Source organism: Thioalkalivibrio sp. AKL8, assembly GCF_000380525.1.
Taxonomy (GTDB): Bacteria; Pseudomonadota; Gammaproteobacteria; order Ectothiorhodospirales; family Ectothiorhodospiraceae; genus Thioalkalivibrio; species Thioalkalivibrio versutus.
Map to the genome: position 1 here is coordinate 171,636 of NZ_AQYF01000005.1, position 20,771 is coordinate 192,406.

Here is a 20,771-nt window from a genome sequence, read left to right on the forward strand (position 1 = left end):
AAACACGGACTAATGTACCCACTAGCGCTCGAACCGTACCCGTCTTTCGGCATCGGTTTAGTGCGCTGGATCATGAAGGGCTTGGCGCTGCGGCAGTTCGATCTCGATACCGACCGGCAGGTGGTCGGAGAGCGCCACGTTGTAGACACGCACGTCGCTGACGTGCAGGTCGGGGGTCAGCAGGATGTGGTCGAACACCAGGCGCGGGTCCCAGGCGGGATAGGTGGCCGGGCAGGCCATCGGCTCCATCAACCCGGTACGCGCGACCAGTTGCCGCAGTTCCTCGCTGTCCTGCTGGCAGTTGAGGTCGCCCATCACGATCGCATGTGGAAAATCCTGGATATGCTCCGCGACGTAGGCCAGCTGGGATTTCCGCGTGCGCTTGCCCAGGGCCAGGTGCAGCAGGAACAGCACCAGCTCCTCGCCGTCGCCCATGGCGTAGCGGGCCTCAATCGCGCCACGGCCGGGCAGCGCTCCGGGCAGACGGTGCATCTCCACCCGGTCCGGCTCCAAGCGCGAGAACAGGGCGAGGGAGTGCTTGGCGAACTGCCCCAGATCGCGGTTGATCCGGTTGTAGGTATACGGGAACTGCGCACGTTCGGAGAGATAGGAGGCCAGATCGACGAAGTTGCTGCGCAGGCTACCCCCGTCCAGTTCCTGCACACCGACGATGTCGAACTCCGAGATAAAGCGTGCCACCCGGTCGAGGTTGTCCATGCGCCCACCGTAGGGGAGCACGTGCTTCCAGCTGTTGGTCAGGTAGTGATGCAACCGGGAGGAGTGGATGCCGACCTGGGCGTTGAAGCTCAAGAGCCGCAGGCGCTGGCTGCCCTGCTCGTGGTGATATCCCAGGCGTTCCGGGGTGGAGGCTTCCGGTTGTGTCGCGCCCTCGGGCCCGGTGGGCGCGGTGCGATCATGGCCGGACGCGATCGAGGTCATCGCGGGTCGTCTCCTGCTGGCGGGGAAGTCCGCGTTGTCAGAATGGACAAACCAGTTCGCCCAAACGTTCCGTCAGCTTCATGTTCTCGCTGTAGTCCACTGGGCAGTCGATGATCGTGACCCCGGGTGTTACCAGGGCCTCGCGCAGCGCCATCTCCAGGCTGTCGCCGGGTTCGATGCGCACGCCTTGCGCCCCAAACGACTGCGCCAGCTGCACGAAGTCCGGATTGCCGAACTCGACGAAAGCCTTGCGGCCATATTCGCGCACCTGCTTCCACTCGATCAGGCCGTAGGCGTTGTCGTTCCAGATCAGCACAACGAAGTTGAGGCCCAGGCGAACCGCCGTTTCCAGTTCCTGCACGTTCATCAGGAAGCCGGCATCGCCGGTGACCGCGACCACCTGGCGTTCGGGGTGGAGCTTGGCGGCGGCAATGGCGCCCGGGAGCGCGATCCCCATGCTGGCAAAGCCATTGGAGATCAGGCAGGTATTGGGCAGCTCGCAGCGGAACATGCGCGCCATCCAGAGCTTGTGCGCGCCCACATCGGTGATCATGATCGCGTCGAGGTCGGCGGCGGTGCGCAGATCCCAGATCAGCTTTTGCGGCTTGAGCGGCACCTGGGTGTCGTTGCGGTGCTCGTTCATGTCGTCGATCAGGCTCTGGCGTAGCGGGCGCAGGATGGTCTCTTCGCGGGGGCTCACCTGTTCCGCCAGGCGGTGCAGGCAGGTCGTCAGATCGCCCAGTACCTCGGCGGTCACATTGTAGTGACCGTCGATCTCGGCCGGCGCGGAGTCGATATGGATCAGGGTCCGGTCGGCGTCCGGATGCCAGAAGCTGGGCGGGTATTCGACCAGGTCGTAGCCGATGCAGACGATCACATCGGCCTTGTGGAAGCCAAAATTCACGAAGTCCTGGCTTTGCAGGCCGACCGAGCCCAGCGCCAGCGGGTGGCGGAACGGCAGTACGCCCTTGGCCATGAAGGTGTTGGCGACCGGAATGTTCAGGGCGCTGGCGAGCATGGCCAGGGCGCCGCTGGCGCCGGAACGGATCACGCCGTTCCCGGCCAGGATCAGCGGGTGCCGGGCCTCGTTCAGCAGGCGTGCGGCCGCCTCCAGGGAGGCTTCGGCCGGTACGGCGGCCGGGCCGGCATGTACCGGCAAGGGTGGATTCGGGCACGGCAGTGAGGCGATGTTCTCTGGCAGCTCGATGAAGCTGGCACCGGGTTTGCCGCCTTCGGCCCACTTGAAGGCCTTGCGGATCACCTCGGGCAGGATCTCGGGTTCCAGCACCTGTGAGCTGTACTTGGTGATCGGCTGGAACAGGCCCTTCAGGTCGAGGACCTGGTGCGATTCCTTGTGCAGCCGATGGGTGCTGGCCTGGCCGGCAATTGCGACCAGGGGGGCGTGATCCATGTTGGCGTCGGCGACGCCGGTGATCAGGTTGGTGGCGCCGGGTCCCAGGGTCGCCAGACAGACGCCCGCCTTGCCGGACAGCCGCCCGTGGACGTCGGCCATGAAGGCAGCGCCCTGCTCGTGACGGGTGGTGACGAACTCGATGGGGGAATCGGCCAGGGCGTCGAGAACGGCCATGTTCTCTTCGCCGGGGAGGCCGAAGATGCGTTCAACGCCCTCCTGTTCGAGGCACTCGACCAGACGCTGGGCGGTGGTCGGATCGCTCATGGCCGAACCCGTCGGAGCGGGCCCGCGTTAGCCGCGGGCACGTTCGATCAGGTAGTCGGCAACCTCCAGCATTTCGTCGTGCCCGCCGGCCATGCTGGCGGAGACGCTGGCCTCGCCATTGATGACCAGGGTGGGCACGCCGCTCACGGCGTAGTCCTGCACCGCCTCGGTGGCCTCGACGATCCGCTGGCGAATCGCGTCGGAGCGCATGGTTTCGCGGAATTCGTCGGCGTCGAGTCCGCGCTGGTTGATGAAGCGCAGGATGGCGCTTTCCGAGCGCAGCTGGCGGCCCTGATCGTGGATCGCGTCGTAGAACGCCTGATGCACCTCGTCGAGCACGCCCAGCTTTTCTGCGGTGTAGTACACCCGGGCATGCAGCGCCCAGACATCGTTCATCGGTGCTGGCAGGTATTCGAACTGTACGTCGTCGGCCAGGCCGGGCTTCCACGCCTGGACCTTGGGCTCGAATTCGTAGCAGTGCGGGCAGCCATACCAGAAGATCTCGACGACCTGGATCTTGCCGTCCTCCAGGCCGGTGTCGAGCGGCGGCTGGATGGCCCGGTAGTGCTGGCCTTCGCGGTATTCGGCCGCGAGGCTGGTACCGGTGGCGAGCAGCAGGCCGGCGCCGCCCAGGGCGCCCATGAATTCACGACGCTTCATTTACAGTTCTCCGTAGGAATGCAGGCCGGACAGGAACATGTTCACGCCCAGGAACGCGAAGGTGGTGATGAACAGGCCCACAATCGCCCACCAGGCCATGGTCGGGCCACGCCAGCCCTTGGTAAAGCGCATGTGCAGCCAGGCCGCGTAGTTCAGCCAGACGATCAGCGCCCAGGTCTCCTTCGGGTCCCAGGACCAGTAGCCGCCCCAGGCCTCGGCCGCCCACATCGCGCCGAGCACGGTCGCGAGGGTGAAGAAGGCGAAGCCGATCGCGATGGACTTATACATCACGCTGTCCAGCGTCTCCTTGGTCGGCATGCGCTGGGTGATCGCGGCGTCCGGCCGCGTGCGTTCCAGGCGATCGCGGATCAGGAAGGCGACGCCGAGCATGGCGGCGATGGCAAAGCCGCCGTAGCCCACGAAATTGGTGGGTACGTGGATCTTCATCCACCAGCTGTTCAGCGCCGGCACCAGCGGCTCGACGATGTGCGCGTCGCGGGTGAACATGTACCACAGCAGGAAGGTGACCGAGGCCGCGATGATGAGCATCACGAAGGCACCCATGTTGCGCGAGCCGGTGCGCTGCTCGTAGTAGAGGTACATCAGCGCGGTCAGGGCCGCAAACAGGATGAACACCTCGTAGAGGTTCGCCACCGGGATGTAGCCCCAGGTCGGGTCGGTCAGGTAGATCTCGCGCCAGCGCACCAGCAGCGCCATGGCCCCCGCACCAGCACCGACCCAGGCGAAGGCGGCACCCACGCGGGCGGGGAAATCGGAATTGGAGAACAGGCCCATCAGATAGGCGACGGTGGAGAGATAGAGGAACACGCTCATCCACATGACGCCGGCCTGACCGGAACCGATGTAGTTCAGCCAGAAATTGGTCTCGTTGGCGGCCAGGCTGTCGCCGTAAAGCCAGATGCCGAACAGCGCCAGCACCCCGACGATGATCGAGAAGGCCTGCCATGGGCGCCAGAACCAGCCCATCCAGGCGCTGGTGCCGACCGCAAGGATCAGGCCGCCGATGTCGTAGCGGTCCATGTTCTCGCCGTAGAACGTCAGCGAGATCACCGCTACGGCGGCCATCAGTGCAAAGTAGGCCCAGTCGCGCAACTGCAGTTGGCGGAAGAAACCGGGCCGTTCGAAATCCAGGGCCTCGTGGGGTACAGACATGGTGTGCTCCTCCGGCTACGCGCGGGTCAGGCGTTCTTGTTGTGACTGTCGTCGCCAGCCGAGTCCGAACGGACCGGCTTTTGCTCGATGATCCAGCGCTTAAGATGCGCGAAACGTTCCTCGAATTCCACTTGATGGCGGTTACTGGTGCCGGCCATCACCACGTGGGTGCCTTCGCCGTCCTCGCGCCGCCGCGCCATGATCCACAGGCGCTGATAGGACACGTAGAACAGCAGGAAGATCCCGACAATCAGCATGGTGCTGCCGACGTACACCGTGCTCTGGCCCGGGGCGCGGGCGATCTGCAGGCCCGAGGCCTCGCGGTGCTCGAAGTCCTTCAGGTGGAAGAAGAACGGCGACTGATACAGGCTGATCGCGTTGATCGCCGAGATCGTGTCCTCCAGGAAGCGCTGTTCTTCTTCCTGGATCGAGACCACACCCTCGTCCTGCAGGACCTCCATGTAAAGCCCCTGAAGACCGGCGTGAAGGATGCGGACCATCAGGTCACGTACTTCCTCGATGCGTTCTGCCGGGACGCGGCGTTCGATCTCGTTGTGCACGGCCATGTAGCCGCCCTGGGCGAACAGGCCCATCAGTTCGGCCGCGGTTTGCGCAATCGCCTGGTTCTGCGACCCCTCGACGGTGTCGTCGTCACGGGCGACCTGGCGGGCGATCTCGTTGCGCACCTCCGGGTTGTGCAGCATGGCCAGATAGGTGCGGAAACGTTCCAGCGAGTTGTCGGCATCGGCCGGCAGGAACAGGTAATGGAACTCGTCGGCCGGGCTCTCGCGCACGCCGCTCAGGAAATACATCGCCCCTTCCTGCAGGGCCGGGCGCTGGTAGTTGCGGTAGTACAGGCCATGGCCGGTGCGATCCATCAGGCGGAAGTCGAAGCTCGGGCCCATGTGCCGGTTTTCGCGCACGCCTTCTTCATTCAGGAGCGGGACTACGTTCTCCAGCTGGAAATTGATGAATTCGATGGTACGGGTATCGCCATCCGGGGTCGGGATGTCCATCTCCTGGAACACGCGGCCGGGGACTTCGAGCGCTTGCAGCGCCTCGGCACCCAGCGGGATGGCGTCGATGTCCAGGCGGGTGCCGCCGTCGGCAAAACTGGCCTGGAAGATGGCGTAGCCGTTGTAGATCAGCGGATAGTTGACCGAGATCGTATGCCGCAGCGGCTCGTCGCGGTTCGGATCGTGGATGATCAGGTCCGATTCGTAGGAGCTCTCGGCGCCGGTGGAAAAGCGCTCAATGCGGAACTCCTCCAATTCGATGCGGAACGGCAGTTCCTGGACGAAATAGCCCTCCCGCATCGGCAGGAAGACCACGTTGGCCGAGGCGCCCTCGGGGATCTCCACCGAACCGCGGAAGGACGGGTTCCAGTCCGGGATCCAGGCCGAGCGCGGGACCTCGGAGATCGGCACGCTGCGGGTCTCGATCTCCAGGTTCCCCAGCCATTCGTTGATCTTGAGCAGGGTCGTGCCATCGGCCAGGGCGCCGACACAGATGACGACAATGCCGACATGGGTCAGCAGGTAGCCCAGGCGGTTCCAGCGCCCGCGCATCGCGGCAATGACGGTCTGGCCATCGCTGTTCTTCTCGCGGGCCTTGAAGCCCTGGGCCTTCAGCACCCGATGGGCGTGCTGGACGAATTCGTCCTGCGGCTGGTCGAGGTCGCCGGTGGCGCTCGAGTGAAACGAGCGCAGGGACTTTTCCTTGACCTGCAGGTTATAGCGGCGAAGGTCCTTCAGCAGTCCGGGCGACTGGCGATAGACGCAGAAGGAGGTGGAGATGACCAGGAAGGCCACCACCAGCAGGAACCATGTGGCGGAGTACACCTGATACAGGCCCATCCCGGCGAAGATCTCATGCCAGAACGGCCCGAAATCCATCAGGTACTCCGTATAGGGCTCGTTCTGCACCAGTACGGTGCCGATCACGGAGGCGATGGACAGCGCCACCAGCAGGGTGATCGCCAGGGTCATCGAGCCCATGAAATCCACAAGGATGCGGCTACGCCGCGGCTTGCGGGCGGCTTTCTGGCGAGATGCGGAGGACGGGCCGGCGTCTGCGGCCTGATCGATATTCGACATTCTGAAACCTGCTTTAACCCTGGCGACTATGCGAAGCAACCCGAGGGGGTTCAATTTCCAAGACAAACTGCACGGGCGTTCCGCGAGCACTGGGTGGACCGATGGCGTGCCGAGGAGTTCGGTCGTGCCCCACCATGACGCAAATGGCTACGAGGGCATTCCCGCAAAACGTGTATTTCTTGCGCCCAACAAAAAGGGGCGGCCGAGGCCGCCCCTTTCCTGGGTCGCTTCGCCGCCCATCCTGCGCGGCACAACTGCGGACCGGATCAGTTACCGGTCTGCAGGCCGGCCATGTACTGGGACACGGCCTCGATGTCGGAATCCGACATGTTGCGCGCGACATTGCGCATCATGCGACCGTTATCGTTGGCGCGCTCGCCGCTGCGGAAGTAGCGCAGCTGGTCGGCGCTGTACTGCGCGTGCTGGCCGGCGACGGCCGGGAACATGGCTTCCGGGTTGCCGTTGCCGTTGGGGCCGTGGCAGGCGATGCAGGCGGCGACATTCTGCGACGGGATGCCGCCGCGGTAGATCTGTTCGCCGCGCTCGACGACTTCTTCGTCGGCGGTGCCGCTGCTGGTGCTCTGCTCGGCGAAGTAGGCGGACAGGTCACGCATGTCCTGCTCGTCCAGGTTGGCAACCTGGCCGGCCATCAGCGAGTTTTCACGGCGGCCGGACTTGTAGTCTTCCAGCTGCTTGGTGGTGTACTTCGGGTGCTGGCCGGCGAGCTTGGGCCATTCCGGATTGACGCTGTTGCCGTCAGCCTGGTGGCAAGCCGCGCAGGACTGGGAGAGTTCCTGGCCGCGCTGAGGATCGCCCGCCTGGGCCGCCGACAGCGGGAGCAGCAGGGATACGGACAGGGCAGCAAAGAGAGCGGAAAGCTTGTGGTTCATGATGGAGAATCTCCTGCTTGTAAATGCGTGCCGGGTCTCGACCCGTTCCTTGTGCCCCATGGCAGGGCGATCAACATAAGGGGCGCAGTTTATAGCACAATGCTAATTTGTACTCAAAAATAAACCGAGCCCCGCACTCGGCCAAGGACAGTATCCCCCCATGCAACCCCGATTCCGCGAGACCGCCTTCATGCGCGGGGTGGCTCAGCTATCCCAGCTCCCCGAGGATGCCGGCGTCGAGATCGCCTTCGCCGGGCGTTCCAATGCCGGTAAGTCGAGTGCCCTGAATGCCCTGTGCGGGCGCAAGGCGCTGGCGCGGGTCGGGCGCACACCGGGACGCACCCAGGAGATCAACCTGTTCAGTCTGCCGCCGGCAGAGCACTGGCGGCTGGTGGACCTGCCGGGTTACGGCTTTGCCAAGGTCTCGGCCGGCAAGCGGGCCGAGTGGGACCAGTTGCTGGGGGCATATCTGCGGACGCGCCAAAACCTGATCGGGCTGGTGCTGATCATGGATATCCGCCGCCCGCTGACGGACCTGGATCGCCAGCTGCTGGAGTGGGTCCCGCTGGAGCGCTGCCGCCTGCACTGTGTGTTGACCAAGGCGGACAAGCTCTCGCGCCAGGAGGCCGATCGGCAGCTGCGCAAGGCCCATGGCGAGCTCGAGGTCATGGGCGTGGAGGCGACGCTGCAGACCTTTTCTTCCCTGAAAAACCAGGGCGTGGACGATTTGCGCGGCCTGCTCGGCGACTGGCTGGTTGACCACGAGTCCGATTGACCCACGGGCATAGGGACGGGTGTCAGGCGTTGGGTCAGGAGGCTTGGACAAAAAGAAGCCCCGGCCTTGGGGTGGGACCGGGGCTAATTTCGGCCTCTACAGGGGGTGGAGAGGCCTATTGCCCGCTCAGGGAGAGAAGCGGGCCGCGCTGGGCTAGAGCGCTTATGAGGTGAGAAAGCGTCGTCCGGGCAAAGTTCCGGCCGGATCCGTCTCGATTGCGAATTTGTTCACAGAATCGATTGCCCCAGGCTCACACAAGCGTCCGGCGCGGAAGAGGCGAACTTATTCGCGGCCCTCACGGCCCTCGATTCGCGCCTGCAGGGTGGCCATCAGCTCGCTTGCCGATGTGCCGTGCGGGTGGATCTCCAGTAGTTCGCCTTCGGGCCCGATCAGGTAGGTGGACGAGCTGTGATCCACCACATACCCCATGGCCGAGTCGATCTCGGTGCGCTCGTAGAACACCCCGTAGCGTTCGGTGATCGGTCGTAGCTCCTCGTGGGGACCCGTGGCGGCCTGGATGGCCGGGTGGAAGTGGCCGACGTAGGTTTCCAGGCGCTGGGCGTCGTCGCGTTCCGGGTCGACGCTCACCAGTACCGCGGCCACCTTGTCCTCCAGTTCCGGGGGCAGGCGATCCAGCGCGGCGCTGATCCAGCCCAGGCTGGTGGGGCAGGCATCCGGGCAGGCGGTGTAGCCGAAGTACACCCAGACGTATTGCCCTTCCAGGTCCGCGAGCCGGAACCGGTTGCCCTCGGTGGATACCGGCAGTTCGATCGGCCCGCCGGATACCGCATCCGCCACCGGCAGGCGTTCGTGGTCGGCCCCCTGGGGCACGGGCGGCGGTGCCGGGCGGAGCATCACGAAGACGAGCAGGGCACCGGCCGCCAGCACGGCCAGCGCCCATAACAGGCTGCTCAGCGGAATGCGCTGCATGTCGATCTCCCTCAGGGTGTGTCGCTGTGGCTGCGGCGGGTGACGAAGCGGAACTGGACCCGGGCCGCATCGGGGTCGCCCGCGGGCATTACGGTGGCGGCCCAGGTCATGGCCTCGGTGGTGCAGATGGGCAGGGTGGTCTCGCCGGTGTAGCGCCCGTCACCGGTATGTTCCAGTCGCGGGCGCTGGAAGCCCATGTACATCTCCACCCCGGCCAAGTCCAGTTCCAGGGCCTCCGGGTCGCCCAAGTGGGTCCGCGCGGTCGCATCCAGATCCAGGGTCAGGGCCAGGGGTTGCAGCATCGGCACCGGGCGCGGCGCGATCTCCAGGGTGAGCGTGCCGCCTGCCGGATGGGTGGCGGTGCAGGGGGCGACGTTCAGATCGCACTCGCCTGGCTGGAGAATCGTGACGTCGCCCGAACCGCCGGTGTCCAGATAGCGATCAGCCAGCACCCATGCCGTGGCCAGCAACAGGATCGCGACCAGCCAGGGGGCGACCCGATTGAAGCGCATGGCGGGCGCGTCCGTCATTTAGTGCGCATCGTCCCAGTTGGCGCCGACGCCGATATCCACCACCAGCTCGACGTCGAGATCGGCGGCGCCGCTCATGGCCTGGCGCACGAGGTCGGTCAATGCATCCAGTGCGTCGTCGGCGACTTCGAATACGAGTTCATCGTGTACCTGCATGATCATGCGGGCCTCGATTGCTGACTCGGCCAGGTCGTTCGCGACCCGTACCATCGCGCGCTTGATGATGTCGGCGGCCGTGCCCTGCATCGGGGCGTTGATTGCGACGCGCTCGGACTGCTGGCGCCGGGCACCGTTGCGGCTGTTGATCTCCGGCAGGTACAGGCGGCGGCCGAAGAGCGTCTCGACAAAGCCGTTCTCGCGCCCGCTGGCGCGGGCCTTCTCCATATAGTCGTGCACGCCGGGATAGCGATTGAAGTAGCGGTCGATGTATTCGCGCGCCTCGCCCTGCTCGATGCCGAGGTTGCGCGCCAGCCCCCAGGCGGACATGCCGTAGATCAACCCGAAGTTGATCGCCTTGGCCGCCCGGCGCTGGTCGTTCGAGACCTGGTCCGGCTCTGTGCCAAAGACCTCGGCGGCGGTCGCGCGGTGGATGTCCTGCCCCTCGGCGAAGGCGCGCAGCAGGCCCGCATCCTGCGACAGATGGGCCATGATGCGCAGCTCGATCTGCGAGTAGTCGGCCGCCAGCAGCTGGTGGCCTGGCTCGGCGATGAAGGCCTGGCGGATGCGCCGCCCGGCCTCGGTGCGCACGGGGATGTTCTGCAGGTTCGGTTCCGACGACGACAGGCGTCCGGTGGCCGCGCCCGACTGGTGATAGGACGTATGCACCCGCCCGGTCTTGGGGTGGATGCGCCGGGGCAGGGTCTCGGTGTAGGTGCTGCGCAGCTTGGACAGCCCGCGGTGCTCCAGGATCAGGCGTGGCAGGGCGTAGTCACCCGCCATCTGTTCCAGCACGTCCTCGGCGGTCGAGGGCTGGCCCTTGGGCGTGCGCCGCAGCACCGGCAGCCCCAGGCGTTCGAACAGGATCTCCTGGATCTGCTTGGGCGAGCCGAGGTTGAACTCGCCGCCGGCCTCCTCGAAGGCCTCGCGCTCGATACGCTCCATCTCGGTCAGCAGCGCCTGGCTCTGCGCGCCGAGCTGGTCCGGGTCGACCTTCACGCCTGCGCGCTCGATATCCGCCAGCACCGGGACCAGCGGCATCTCGATCTCGCGATAGACGAACGCCGGCCCTTCCGCTTCCTTCAGGCGCGGCTGGAACACCGCATCCAGTTGCAGGCAGATGTCGGCATCCTCGCCGGCGTAATCGGTGGCGATGCCGATATCCACTTCGGCGAACGGAATCTGCTTCGCGCCCTTGCCCGCCACGTCCTCGTAGTGCGTGGTCTTGTAGTCCAGGTGTCGCTCGGCCAGGGAGTCCAGGTCGTGGCGGTTGGCGCCGGCGTCCAGGCAGAAGGATTCGAGCAGGGTGTCGTCCTGGATCCCGCGCAGGGTGATGCCGTGATTCCCCAGTACGTTGCGGTCGTACTTCAGGTGATGTCCGAGCTTGCCGTGGTCCGTGGACTCCAGCCACGGCTTCAGGCGCTCCAGCGTCGCGTCGAACGGTAACTGCGGGTCCGCATCCGGCCCGGTATGGGCGAGCGGCAGGTAGTACGCGGTACCCGGCTCGAACGCGAACGACATGCCTACCAGTTCGGCCCGCATCGCATCCAGGCTGGTGGTCTCGGTGTCGAAGGCCACGCGCTCGGCCTTGTCCAGACGCTCCAGTAGCCCAGCGAAATCGGCCTCTTCGCGAACGGTCTGGTAGGTCCCCTGTGCCTTCGCTGGCCCGGGGTTGTCGCCTGCGGCCTCGCCGTTGCCGCCCTCCAGTTCCGCACGCCAGCGGGTGAAGCCGTAGCGGCGCACCATCTCCAGCAGGCGTTCATGGTCCGGTTCCTGGATGGCGAGGTCATCGGGGCCGATGTCCAGCTCGACATCGCGCTTGACCGTAATCAGCTCGCGCGAGGTCGGCAGCCGGTCGGCGGCCGCGCGCAGGTTCTCGCCAATCTTGCCGCCGATGTCGTCGGCCTGCTCGAGGATGGTATCGAGGTCACCGTACTTCGCGATCCACTTGGCCGCGGTCTTCGGGCCGACCTTGTCGACGCCCGGGATGTTGTCGACGCTGTCGCCCATGAGCGCGAGATAGTCGACGATCTGCTCCGGGGCGACGCCGAACTTCTCCTGCACGCCGTCCGGGTCCAGGGTGACGCCGCTCATGGTGTTCACCAGCGTGATGCGGTCATCCACCAGTTGGGCGAGGTCCTTGTCGCCGGTGGAGATCACCACCGCGTGGCCGGCGCGCGCCGCCTGGTCGGCCAGGGTCGCGATCACGTCGTCGGCCTCGACACCCCCGACGCACAGCAGCGGTAGGCCCATCGCCCGGACCAGCTCGTGCAGAGGCTCGATCTGGGCCGCCAGCTCATCCGGCATCGGGGGGCGGGTGGCCTTGTATTCGGGGTAGATGTCATCGCGGAAGGTCTTGCCCTTGGCGTCGAACACCACCGCCATGTGCTCCGGCCCGTAGTCCGCGCGCAGCTTGCGCAGCATGTTGGCCACACCGATCATCGCGCCGGTCGGGGCGCCATCCGGCGCGGTCAGTGGCGGCAGGGCGTGGAACGCGCGGAACAGGTAGGACGAGCCGTCGACCAGGACGAGAGGCGGTTGCGACATGCAGGCGGAATCCGGACAGGGAACGCGCGCCATTCTACAGGGCTGGCCGTGAGGCGCCCATTCGTGCGGGCCATTTGTATGGATACGTTTGTATGGACGCGGGGCGCCCGTTACGCTTGAGTCTCCATCCGAGGAACCCGCCGCATGAACAACCGTGAACGTGCCGAACACCCGGGCCTGCGTCCGATTGATGACTCTGCCCTGACCCGCGAAAGCTGGAAGATCTTCCAGATCATGGCGGAGTTCGTGGAGGGCTTCGAGCGCCTGGCGCACATCAAGCCCTCGGTCAGCATCTTTGGTTCTGCCCGCTTCCCCCCGGAGCATCGCTATTACCAGCTGGGCGAGACGACCGCGCGCCAGCTGTCGGATGCCGGCTTTGCGGTGGTCAGCGGCGGCGGTCCGGGCATCATGGAGGCGGCCAACAAGGGGGCCTTCGGCGGGCGCTCGCCCAGCATCGGCCTGAATATCCAGCTACCCCACGAGCAGAGTGCGAATGATTACCAAGACGTGGGGCTGGGCTTTCGCCACTTCTTTTCGCGCAAGGTGATGTTCGTGAAGTATGCATCCGCCTACGTGGTCCTGCCGGGCGGCTTTGGCACGCTGGACGAGCTGGCGGAGATCCTGACGCTGGTGCAGACCGGCAAGACTCGGCGTATTCCCGTGGTCCTCGTGGGCAGCGAGTTCTGGAAGGGGCTGCTCGACTGGTTCCAGGACACCCTGGTGGAACAGGGCACCATCGACGAGGAGGACCTGCAGCTATACTCGTTGGTAGATTCGCCGGAGGATGTGGTGAGCGCGATCTTCGAGCACTACGAGACGCGCAGCTTCGAGCCGTCCGCGGAAGAAAAGAAACGACTGATGGAGCTGTGATGATGACCCCGACCCGCCTGAGCCTGCCCCTGTCGCTGCTGGCGGCCCTGCTGCTGGTGCCCGGTTCGGCGCTGGCGCAGGAAGACCGCGAGTGGGGGGATGCCCCGCCGCCGCCGGAACTGGACGAGGCTGCCGATCCGCCGCCCCCGGTGCTGGACGAGCGCGCCCGCGAGCAGCGCTCCCTGGAAGAGGCCGACATCATCATTATCGAGCGCGATGGCGAGACGCGGCGCGAATACCGCATGGGCGGCCAGCTGGTGATGGTCGAGGTTACGCCTGCGGTCGGCCCGACCTACTACCTCATCGATACCACCGGCGATGGCACGCTGGATGGTCGCCGCAATGAGCTGGATCCCGACTTTGTACCCCCGTCCTGGGTGATTTTCCGATGGTAATGAATGAATCCGAAATTCAGGGCTGCGGCGAGCTTGCCGGCCTGGCACTGACGGCCGGTCCCGAGGGGCCGGAACTCGACGGCCGGCCGGTGCAGTGCCTGCGCCTGCCGGCCGCCGCGGCGCCGGCCCTGGAGCAGGCCCTCGCCGAGGTCCCTGCTGGCTGTGGCCGCGTGATCGGCCGGGGTGCGGATGATGCGGCCGGGCAGGTGGTCCTGGTGCTCGAGCGTGGCCAGGCCATTCAGGGCACGGTCGCGGCCGAAGGGCCTGGCAGCCTGGAGGCCCTGGGCGAGCGCGCGGCCGACTGGCAGGGCCGCCACACGGCCGGTGCCCTGCCTGCTGGAGACGGCTACCGACGCGGCGTGCTGCAGCAGAGGATGCGCGAGCGTGCGGACACAATCACGTCTTCGCTGGATGCCGAATCGCGGGCGATCCTGGATGCCGAGCTGCACCATCAGGGGCTTTACCGTTTCGAGGACCTGCCGCTGGCGGGAAGTGTCTGGCAGACGGTCCGCATCTATCCGGAGGGCGCCGGCCTGGCCGATCTGGTCCTCCCGCCCGCGCCGGTGCCGGCCTTCTGGCAGGTCGCACGGCTCGCCCTGGCGGTCGCCGTGGATGACGCGGGGCGGCCGGATGCCGAGGGCTACCGGGCGTTGCTGTCCGGATATAACGGACGGCGACCGTTGACCGCCATCGAGCGAGGGGCGGCGCCGACCCTGCTGCGCCTGGCTGCGCTGGACGACTGGCTCGCCGCACTGGAGGCCGGGGCCGATGGGCGCACCGAGCGCGAACGGCTGGCAGCCCTTCAGGCAGAAGCGGCTCGCTTGCAGGGTATCTGGGTTCGCGCCGCGGCTTGATGGCCCAGCCGGCCCGCACGGACGTGTGGGGCGCCTGGGCCAGTCGTTCGCAAACACAACGAGGCGGGGTCGTGGATCCGTGCCTTCCAAGGAGGAAAGCCCATGTTCCGAATCGCTGTCTGGCTGGCGCTGCCCCTGGCCGCCCTTCTCGCCCCTGCGCTCCTGAGTGCCGACGTCTATCGCTGGACCGACGATCAGGGCAATGTCCACTTCGGCGACCGGCCCCCCGAGGGGAGCCGTAGCGAGTCGGTCGATGTGCGTGAGCCGATGCGGGGCGTGCCGCTGGAGGGCGCGCGCGAGATCCTCGAACGTCCGGTGCGCCCCCGCGGCCAGCCGGAGGTGGAGGGTGCCTACCAGCGGGTCGCCATCGCGCGGCCGGAGGATGGCGAGGGCGTGCGGGCGAACGACGGCAACGTGACCGCCGAGCTCGAGCTTGAACCGGCGCTTGATGCCGACGCCGGCCACCGCGTGGTCTGGCTGCTGGACGGGGAGGCCGCCGGCGAGGGGGCTTCGACGAGCGCGACCTTCCAGGGCCTGAACCGCGGTGCCTATACCCTGCAGGCGCGGGTCGTGGACGAGTCGGGTCAGGAACTGGGCGCCAGCGATACCATCGAGTTCAACGTGCTGCGCATGGCCATCCCGCGCAGCCAGCAACAGCAGCAACGGCCCCAGCAGTTTCCGTCGGGCGGTGCACCGCAGGCACCGCAGGCTCCCCGGGCGCCGCAGCCGGTGACGCCTGGCCCGAATTGACGGCGGCCCTCGTATAGCGCACCGAAGTGGTGCGGCTTGCGCCCCAGATTGGTGCTACACTTGCACCAATCTGGGGCGTTTCGGTTTCAAGGGTGTCGGCGGCCAGGCTTCTGGTGTGACGCAGCCCTCGGCTTCAGCGTCCCGCCCGGCGATTTTCGCTTGGCGCGATTCCTGCTTGAGGCCTTTCGATGACTACGCCCCTTGCCAATCCCGGTATGACCACCCCGCCCTGGTGGGACGACCTCTCCACGGCGGTGCTGGTGACCGATGCGGACCTGCGCCTGCTGAGCCTGAACAGTGCGGCTGAGGTCCTGCTCGGGCTGAGCCGCGAACGCATCGTCGGTTACGGACTGGGGCAATGGCTCAAGCTGGACCGGAATCTGGCCAACCGCTTGCGTTCGGCGCTGACCCTGGATCAGCCGATCACGCTGCGTGCCCGTCAGATGGAGCCCCTGCGAGCCGACAGCTTCCTGGCCGACGTGATCATCACGCCACTGCACCCGGCCGGCGAGCGGCCAGGCCAGTTGCTGTTCGAACTGAACGCCATCGACCGCCACGAGCGCATCAGCCGCGAGGAACAGTTGCAGAAGCAGCAGGCGATCACCCGTGCAGTGACGCGCGGGCTGGCCCACGAGATCAAGAACCCGCTGGGCGGGCTGCGCGGCGCGGCGCAGTTGCTCGCCAGCGAGCTGGACGACTCGGGCCTCAAGGAATACACCCAGATCATCATCCGCGAGGCGGACCGCCTGCGCAGCCTGGTCGACCGCATGCTGGGGCCGAACAACATGCCGCGGCGCGAGGCCGTCAATCTGCACGAGGTCCTGGAGCACGTGCGGGGCCTGGTCAGCGTGCAACTGCCGCTGGGGCTGAAGATCCGCGGCGACTACGACCCCAGTATTCCCGACGTGCAGGCGGATCGCGACATGCTGGTGCAGGCCATCCTCAACCTGGTGCAGAACGCGGTGCATGCACTGGAAGACGGGGGGCAGATCACCCTGAGCTCGCGGATCCTGCGCCAGTACACGATCTCCGGAAAGCGCCACCGGCTGGTGGCCAAACTGAGTGTGCGCGACAACGGCCCCGGCATCCCGGAGGAGATCCGCGAACGCATCTTTTTCCCGATGGTCACCGGGCGCGCCGAGGGCACCGGGCTGGGGCTGCCGATTGCCCAGAGCCTGATCCAGCTGCATGACGGCTTGATCGAATGCCATTCGCGCCCGGGGGCGACCTCATTCGACATCCTGCTTCCTATTGATTCCCCCCAGGGCCGGGAGGAGACGCACTGATGGAACCCATCGTCTGGATCATTGACGACGACGACTCGATCCGCTGGGTGCTGGAACGCGCCCTCCAGCGTCACGCGATCGCCGTGCGCGGCTTCGAGACCGCGGACGCTGCCTGGGCGGCGCTCGAGCGGGATCCGGTCCCGGACACCATCGTCGCCGACATCCGCATGCCGGGCCTGAACGGGCTGGATTTCCTCGCCCGCATGCAGACCCGCCCGGATCCGCCGCCGGTCATCATCATGACCGCCTTCTCCGATCTGGAGAGCGCGGTGGGCGCCTACCAGACCGGGGCCTTCGAGTACCTGCCCAAGCCGTTCGACGTGGACGAGGCCGTGGCCCTGGTGCAGCGCGCGCTGGAGGCGCGCCGTGCCGGGCAGGAGAACGGTCCCGCCGGTCCCGAGATCGAGGAGACCCCGATCATCGGCGAGGCCCCGGCCATGCAGGAGATGTTCCGTGCCATCGGGCGGCTCTCGCGCAGCAATATCACCGTGCTGATCAACGGCGAATCCGGTACCGGCAAGGAGCTGGTCGCGCGGGCCCTGCACCAGCACAGCCCGCGCGCCGACCAGCCGTTGATCGCGCTGAACACCGCGGCCATCCCCAAGGATCTGCTGGAAAGCGAACTGTTCGGTCACGAACGCGGCGCGTTCACCGGGGCCAACCAGAGTCGCAAGGGCCGCTTCGAGCAGGCCGACGGCGGCACCCTGTTCCTCGACGAGATCGGCGATATGCCGTTCGACCTGCAGACGCGCCTGTTGCGGGTGCTGTCCGATGGCACGTTCTACCGTGTGGGCGGGCATACCCCGATCCGGGTGGACGTGCGCATCATCGCCGCGACCCACCAGGACCTGGAAGAACGCGTCCGCGCGGGCTTGTTCCGCGAGGATCTGTTCCACCGCCTGAACGTGATCCGCATCCACGTGCCATCCCTGCGCGAGCGGCCGGAGGATATCCCGTTGCTGGTACAGCACTTCATGGCCGAGGTCGCTCAGGAACTGGGGGTGGAGGCCAAGACCATGCGCCCCGAGGTGGTCGCGGAGCTGCAGCGTTTGCCGTGGCCGGGGAACGTCCGCCAGCTGGAAAACACCTGCCGTTGGCTCACCGTCATGGCATCGGGCCGGGAGGTGCACCTGGATGACCTGCCGGCCGAGTTGCACCAGCCGACCGAGAGCCGTGCCGAGCCCGGGAGTGCCCCGGTCCGTGTCGCTGCCGGTCCGCGGGACTGGACCGCCGAACTCGCCCAGGTCGCCCGTCAGCACTGGCAGCGCGGCGATCACGACCTGCTGGGCTCGGTCCTGCCGCAGATGGAACGCACGGTGATCCGCGAGGCCCTGAACGCGACCGGTGGTCACCGCCAGCAGGCGGCCGCCCTGCTTGGATGGGGCCGCAACACCCTCACTCGCAAGATCCAGGAACTCGGCCTCGACGACGAGTAGGTTTTTTCACCACGAAGCCCACGAAGGCACGAAGAAGGGCAAGGGCGATTTAACCACAGAGATCACGGAGGACACGGAGAAAACCAGGGATCGTTTTGTTACGGGTAGGATGCCGATGAGCGTAGCGAATCGCATCGGCCACACGGGGTGGCCCGGCCCCGATGCGTTTCGCATGGCTCAACGCATCCTACCCCTCTGTCAGGGTCCCGGGTCGGAGACCAAGTGCCCCACCCTCGAACCCTCAGGACTTTCCTTCTTCCTGTGAAGCGCCCTTGATCTCGCCCTTCTTCGCGCCTTCGTGTGCTTCGTGGTCAACAGGCTCTTTAGTGAACCGGCCTTTCAGGTGGTGGGATCCTGCGGAGCGGGTGGGGCGCAGGCGGAGACGGCACCGTTCAGCTGCAGGGTGCCGGTCAGGTCGCGCACGTGGGTGTAGCCGTGGCGGTCCATGTAGTCGCTGATGCCATGCAGGATCTTCGGCAGGCACAGCGCGTCGTAGAACAGGCCCGTGCCCACGCCCACGGTGCTGGCGCCGGCGATCAGGAACTCCAGCGCGTCGGTGGCGTTCATCACGCCGCCCTGGCCGATGATCGGCACGTTGTGCGGCGCGGCCACCTGGTAGACCTGCTGCACCTTCAGCAGCGCGATCGGCTTGATCGCCGGGCCGGACAGCCCGCCCTGGTTGTTGCCGATGACCGCGCGGCGGTTCTCCACGTCCACCGCCATGCCCATCAGGGTGTTGATCACCGCAAACGCGTCGGTGCCGGCCTCGATGCAGCGCCGGGCGTTCTCGGCGATGTCGGTCTGGTTGGGCGAGAGCTTGGTGATCAGCGGCTTGGAGGTGACCTTGCGGCAGGCCTCGACCACCCGCGCGGACATGTCGGGATCGTTGCCGAAGGCGACGCCGCCTTCCTTCACGTTGGGGCAGGAGATGTTGATCTCGATGGCGTCGATCGGCGAGTCGTCGAAGCGTCGGGTGACCTCGATGTACTCCTCGAGGGTGGAGCCCGAGACGTTGGCGAAGAAGCGCGTCTCGTCGAAATCGAGCTGTGGCAGGGTGTGGTCCACCACGTGATCGACCCCGGGGTTCTGCAGGCCGATTGCGTTCAGCATGCCGTCCGGGGTCTCGTAGACGCGGTGCGGGGCGTTGCCCAGCCGCGCCTGGCCGGTCGTGCCCTTCAGGCAGATCGCGCCCGCATCGCGGTTGGAAAAGCCGGCCACGCGGGTGTACTCCTCGCCGAAGCCGACACAGCCGGACAGCAGCACCAGCGGCGTGTTCAAATGCAGGCCGCAGAATTCCAGGGCCAGCCGCGGATCGGTGCGCGAATCACTCATGCTTCACATCGTCCTCTATGAACCGGAGATCCCGCCGAACACGGGCAATATCATTCGTCTGGCGGCCAATACCGGGGCGGCGCTGCACCTGATCCATCCGCTAGGCTTCGAGCTGGACAGTGCGCGGGCGCGCCGCGCCGGGCTCGACTATCACGAGCTGGCCCGGGTGCAAGAGTATGACAGCCTCGACCATTGGCGGGAATCGGTGCAGCCTGGCCGGGTCTTCGCCATGACCACGCGCGGGCAGGTTCGCTACGACGCCCCGACCTTCCGCGATGGCGATGCCTTGTTGTTCGGTCCCGAGACGCGAGGCCTGCCGGAGTCCGTCCTGGATACCCTGCCGTCGGAGCATCGCCTGCGCCTCCCGATGCGCGAGGGCAGCCGCAGCCTCAACCTTTCCAATGCCGTGGCGGTGGTGGTCTACGAGGCCTGGCGCCAGCTGGGGTTTCCCGACGGCGCATGACGCCGAGTCAGCAGGTACGGCGTGCGGGATTGCACTACCCTCGGAAGAAAGCACCCGCGCCGTCCGTCTTTCGAGGGCGATCGCGCCCGTACGTCCACCACGAGAGGTTTCCGATGTTTCCAGTGCTGCGTTCTTTCTGTCTGCTGGCCGCCACGGCCCTGATCTCGGCCCCGCTGGCGGCCGATGAACCCACCGGTTCCGACAACTGGTGGTGGGACGACGACTGGTGGGAGGACGGGGTCATGTACGCCGATCTCGAAAACCACGAGGTGGCGATCGAACGCATCGAATACGAGCGCGATGGCATCGGCATTCCGGCGATGGTCGCCCGTCCGGCGGACGGTGAGGACTATCCCGCAATCCTCTGGACCCATGGCCGGCGCGGCCTGGACGATCTGGCCGAGCTGCACGTGAAGCGCCTGGCCGCGCGCGGCTTCGTCGTGCTGGCGCCGGATCTGTACACCGGCCGCTTTATGGAGAGTCATCCTCTGGACCATGACTACGAGCTGGAAGGTGACCTGAACCAGGGTCTGGACGTGCTGCTGGAACGCGACGACATCGTGGGTGACCGCGCCTGTCTGGTGTCCATCACCCGTGGCGGCTACAAGGCGCTCAAGGTCGCCGTCACCTTCGAGCGCCAGGTCGAGGATGTCGCCTGCTGGGCCGGCTACTACCCGCACCTGCAGGACCCGAACCTGGGCGAGCCGCACCAGGTGTATCGCTACGCCAACGAGGTCAACGAGCTCGAGATCCCGATGATGATCCTGATCGGGGACGAGGAGCAGTACCAGCGCCACCGCACCGCGCGCATGGCCGCCGATGGTCTCGCAAGCCGCGGGGGCGAAGTGCACTGGATCGAATACCCGGGCGTGGGCCGCGGCTTCGACTTCCGCAACGGCAACAACCGCACCTTCGCCGACGACCTCGCATCGCGCGACGCCATGATCCGCGTCACCCGCTTCGTCAACCAGCACCTGCGCGACTGACCTCGCTGCCGTCCGCGAGCTGGGC

General features: G+C 66.4%; 19 protein-coding genes. 9 read left to right on the forward strand and 10 right to left on the reverse strand.

Going from position 1 to position 20,771, the window contains the following annotated elements:
* Window positions 1–57: 57 nt before the first annotated feature.
* The 6 genes from G335_RS0103810 to G335_RS0103835 form a co-directional block, all read right to left on the reverse strand.
* Entirely contained in the window at window positions 58–939 is an 882-nt protein-coding gene (locus tag G335_RS0103810) for an endonuclease/exonuclease/phosphatase family protein (protein ID WP_018145044.1), read from the reverse strand.
* Between the two features lie 37 nt (window positions 940–976).
* On the reverse strand, window positions 977–2,617 hold the full coding sequence (locus tag G335_RS0103815; protein WP_018168871.1) for an acetolactate synthase large subunit: 1,641 nt from the start codon (window positions 2,615–2,617) through the stop codon (window positions 977–979).
* Window positions 2,618–2,644: 27 nt separating this feature from the next.
* Complete coding sequence (locus G335_RS0103820; RefSeq protein WP_018145046.1) at window positions 2,645–3,277, reverse strand: thiol:disulfide interchange protein DsbA/DsbL; 633 nt, start codon at window positions 3,275–3,277, stop codon at window positions 2,645–2,647.
* Window positions 3,278–4,450 (reverse strand): c-type cytochrome biogenesis protein CcsB, encoded by a 1,173-nt coding sequence (gene ccsB / locus G335_RS0103825; RefSeq protein ID WP_018168873.1) that lies wholly within the window; start codon window positions 4,448–4,450, stop codon window positions 3,278–3,280. It lies immediately after the preceding gene.
* Window positions 4,451–4,476: 26 nt separating this feature from the next.
* Window positions 4,477–6,546 carry a cytochrome c biogenesis protein ResB gene (locus G335_RS0103830; protein ID WP_018175967.1) on the reverse strand — a complete coding sequence of 690 codons (2,070 nt, stop codon included), beginning with the start codon at window positions 6,544–6,546 and terminating at the stop codon, window positions 4,477–4,479.
* A gap of 266 nt (window positions 6,547–6,812) precedes the next feature.
* Window positions 6,813–7,436 (reverse strand): cytochrome c, encoded by a 624-nt coding sequence (locus G335_RS0103835; protein WP_018168875.1) that lies wholly within the window; start codon window positions 7,434–7,436, stop codon window positions 6,813–6,815.
* Between the two features lie 160 nt (window positions 7,437–7,596).
* Between G335_RS0103835 and yihA the strand changes: the two genes are divergently transcribed.
* Window positions 7,597–8,211 carry a ribosome biogenesis GTP-binding protein YihA/YsxC gene (gene yihA / locus G335_RS0103840; RefSeq protein ID WP_018175968.1) on the forward strand — a complete coding sequence of 205 codons (615 nt, stop codon included), beginning with the start codon at window positions 7,597–7,599 and terminating at the stop codon, window positions 8,209–8,211.
* Window positions 8,212–8,493: 282 nt separating this feature from the next.
* Here yihA and G335_RS0103845 read toward each other — a convergent pair whose 3' ends face one another.
* From G335_RS0103845 to polA, 3 genes are read right to left on the reverse strand one after another with little or no spacing between them, the layout of a single operon-like run.
* Window positions 8,494–9,141, reverse strand: coding sequence for an SCO family protein (locus tag G335_RS0103845; RefSeq protein ID WP_018168877.1), 648 nt, complete (start codon window positions 9,139–9,141; stop codon window positions 8,494–8,496).
* Between the two features lie 11 nt (window positions 9,142–9,152).
* Window positions 9,153–9,671, reverse strand: coding sequence for a hypothetical protein (locus G335_RS0103850; protein WP_018175969.1), 519 nt, complete (start codon window positions 9,669–9,671; stop codon window positions 9,153–9,155).
* Window positions 9,672–12,374: a DNA polymerase I gene (polA, locus tag G335_RS0103855; RefSeq protein WP_018175970.1), complete on the reverse strand. Its 2,703-nt coding sequence runs from the start codon at window positions 12,372–12,374 to the stop codon at window positions 9,672–9,674.
* Between the two features lie 144 nt (window positions 12,375–12,518).
* On the opposite strand from polA, the gene G335_RS0103860 reads away from it, so the two are divergent.
* The 6 genes from G335_RS0103860 to ntrC all read left to right on the forward strand — a co-directional run bounded on the left by G335_RS0103860 (window position 12,519) and on the right by ntrC (window position 17,965).
* Window positions 12,519–13,244 carry a TIGR00730 family Rossman fold protein gene (locus tag G335_RS0103860; protein ID WP_018145054.1) on the forward strand — a complete coding sequence of 242 codons (726 nt, stop codon included), beginning with the start codon at window positions 12,519–12,521 and terminating at the stop codon, window positions 13,242–13,244.
* The gene (locus G335_RS0103865; protein ID WP_018168881.1) at window positions 13,244–13,639 is read left to right on the forward strand and encodes a DUF2782 domain-containing protein; all 396 of its coding nucleotides are present in this window, start codon (window positions 13,244–13,246) and stop codon (window positions 13,637–13,639) included. Before G335_RS0103860 ends, G335_RS0103865 begins: the two co-directional genes overlap by 1 nt.
* Window positions 13,639–14,493, forward strand: coding sequence for a hypothetical protein (locus G335_RS0103870; protein ID WP_018168882.1), 855 nt, complete (start codon window positions 13,639–13,641; stop codon window positions 14,491–14,493). Before G335_RS0103865 ends, G335_RS0103870 begins: the two co-directional genes overlap by 1 nt.
* 102 nt (window positions 14,494–14,595) lie before the next feature.
* A complete protein-coding gene (locus tag G335_RS0103875) occupies window positions 14,596–15,243 on the forward strand; it encodes a DUF4124 domain-containing protein (protein ID WP_018168883.1) in 648 nt (215 codons plus the stop codon).
* A gap of 188 nt (window positions 15,244–15,431) precedes the next feature.
* Window positions 15,432–16,529 carry a nitrogen regulation protein NR(II) gene (gene glnL / locus G335_RS0103880; RefSeq protein WP_026312996.1) on the forward strand — a complete coding sequence of 366 codons (1,098 nt, stop codon included), beginning with the start codon at window positions 15,432–15,434 and terminating at the stop codon, window positions 16,527–16,529.
* Window positions 16,529–17,965 carry a nitrogen regulation protein NR(I) gene (ntrC, locus tag G335_RS0103885; protein WP_018145059.1) on the forward strand — a complete coding sequence of 479 codons (1,437 nt, stop codon included), beginning with the start codon at window positions 16,529–16,531 and terminating at the stop codon, window positions 17,963–17,965. Before glnL ends, ntrC begins: the two co-directional genes overlap by 1 nt.
* Window positions 17,966–18,304: 339 nt before the next feature.
* Here ntrC and G335_RS0103890 read toward each other — a convergent pair whose 3' ends face one another.
* Window positions 18,305–19,297 (reverse strand): dihydroorotate dehydrogenase, encoded by a 993-nt coding sequence (locus tag G335_RS0103890; protein ID WP_018168885.1) that lies wholly within the window; start codon window positions 19,295–19,297, stop codon window positions 18,305–18,307.
* Here G335_RS0103890 and G335_RS0103895 point away from each other — a divergent pair.
* Window positions 19,296–19,760, forward strand: a complete 465-nt coding sequence (locus G335_RS0103895) for a tRNA (cytidine(34)-2'-O)-methyltransferase (protein WP_018168886.1) — start codon at window positions 19,296–19,298, stop codon at window positions 19,758–19,760. The two genes, G335_RS0103890 and G335_RS0103895, sit on opposite strands and share 2 nt — an antisense overlap.
* Before the next feature lie 113 nt (window positions 19,761–19,873).
* Window positions 19,874–20,746, forward strand: a complete 873-nt coding sequence (locus tag G335_RS0103900) for a dienelactone hydrolase family protein (RefSeq protein WP_018175971.1) — start codon at window positions 19,874–19,876, stop codon at window positions 20,744–20,746.
* Window positions 20,747–20,771: the final 25 nt, after the last annotated feature.

Bases quoted from the DNA above. Each gene is read 5' to 3' on its own strand.
- G335_RS0103810 (WP_018145044.1), bottom strand. From the start codon at position 939: ATGACCTCGATCGCGTCCGGCCATGATCGCACCGCGCCCACCGGGCCC.
- G335_RS0103815 (WP_018168871.1), bottom strand. From the start codon at position 2,617: ATGAGCGATCCGACCACCGCCCAGCGTCTGGTCGAGTGCCTCGAACAG.
- G335_RS0103820 (WP_018145046.1), bottom strand. From the start codon at position 3,277: ATGAAGCGTCGTGAATTCATGGGCGCCCTGGGCGGCGCCGGCCTGCTG.
- ccsB (WP_018168873.1), bottom strand. From the start codon at position 4,450: ATGTCTGTACCCCACGAGGCCCTGGATTTCGAACGGCCCGGTTTCTTC.
- G335_RS0103830 (WP_018175967.1), bottom strand. From the start codon at position 6,546: ATGTCGAATATCGATCAGGCCGCAGACGCCGGCCCGTCCTCCGCATCT.
- G335_RS0103835 (WP_018168875.1), bottom strand. From the start codon at position 7,436: ATGAACCACAAGCTTTCCGCTCTCTTTGCTGCCCTGTCCGTATCCCTG.
- yihA (WP_018175968.1), top strand. From the start codon at position 7,597: ATGCAACCCCGATTCCGCGAGACCGCCTTCATGCGCGGGGTGGCTCAG.
- G335_RS0103845 (WP_018168877.1), bottom strand. From the start codon at position 9,141: ATGCAGCGCATTCCGCTGAGCAGCCTGTTATGGGCGCTGGCCGTGCTG.
- G335_RS0103850 (WP_018175969.1), bottom strand. From the start codon at position 9,671: ATGACGGACGCGCCCGCCATGCGCTTCAATCGGGTCGCCCCCTGGCTG.
- polA (WP_018175970.1), bottom strand. From the start codon at position 12,374: ATGTCGCAACCGCCTCTCGTCCTGGTCGACGGCTCGTCCTACCTGTTC.
- G335_RS0103860 (WP_018145054.1), top strand. From the start codon at position 12,519: ATGAACAACCGTGAACGTGCCGAACACCCGGGCCTGCGTCCGATTGAT.
- G335_RS0103865 (WP_018168881.1), top strand. From the start codon at position 13,244: ATGATGACCCCGACCCGCCTGAGCCTGCCCCTGTCGCTGCTGGCGGCC.
- G335_RS0103870 (WP_018168882.1), top strand. From the start codon at position 13,639: ATGAATGAATCCGAAATTCAGGGCTGCGGCGAGCTTGCCGGCCTGGCA.
- G335_RS0103875 (WP_018168883.1), top strand. From the start codon at position 14,596: ATGTTCCGAATCGCTGTCTGGCTGGCGCTGCCCCTGGCCGCCCTTCTC.
- glnL (WP_026312996.1), top strand. From the start codon at position 15,432: ATGACTACGCCCCTTGCCAATCCCGGTATGACCACCCCGCCCTGGTGG.
- ntrC (WP_018145059.1), top strand. From the start codon at position 16,529: ATGGAACCCATCGTCTGGATCATTGACGACGACGACTCGATCCGCTGG.
- G335_RS0103895 (WP_018168886.1), top strand. From the start codon at position 19,296: ATGCTTCACATCGTCCTCTATGAACCGGAGATCCCGCCGAACACGGGC.
- G335_RS0103890 (WP_018168885.1), bottom strand. From the start codon at position 19,297: ATGAGTGATTCGCGCACCGATCCGCGGCTGGCCCTGGAATTCTGCGGC.
- G335_RS0103900 (WP_018175971.1), top strand. From the start codon at position 19,874: ATGTTTCCAGTGCTGCGTTCTTTCTGTCTGCTGGCCGCCACGGCCCTG.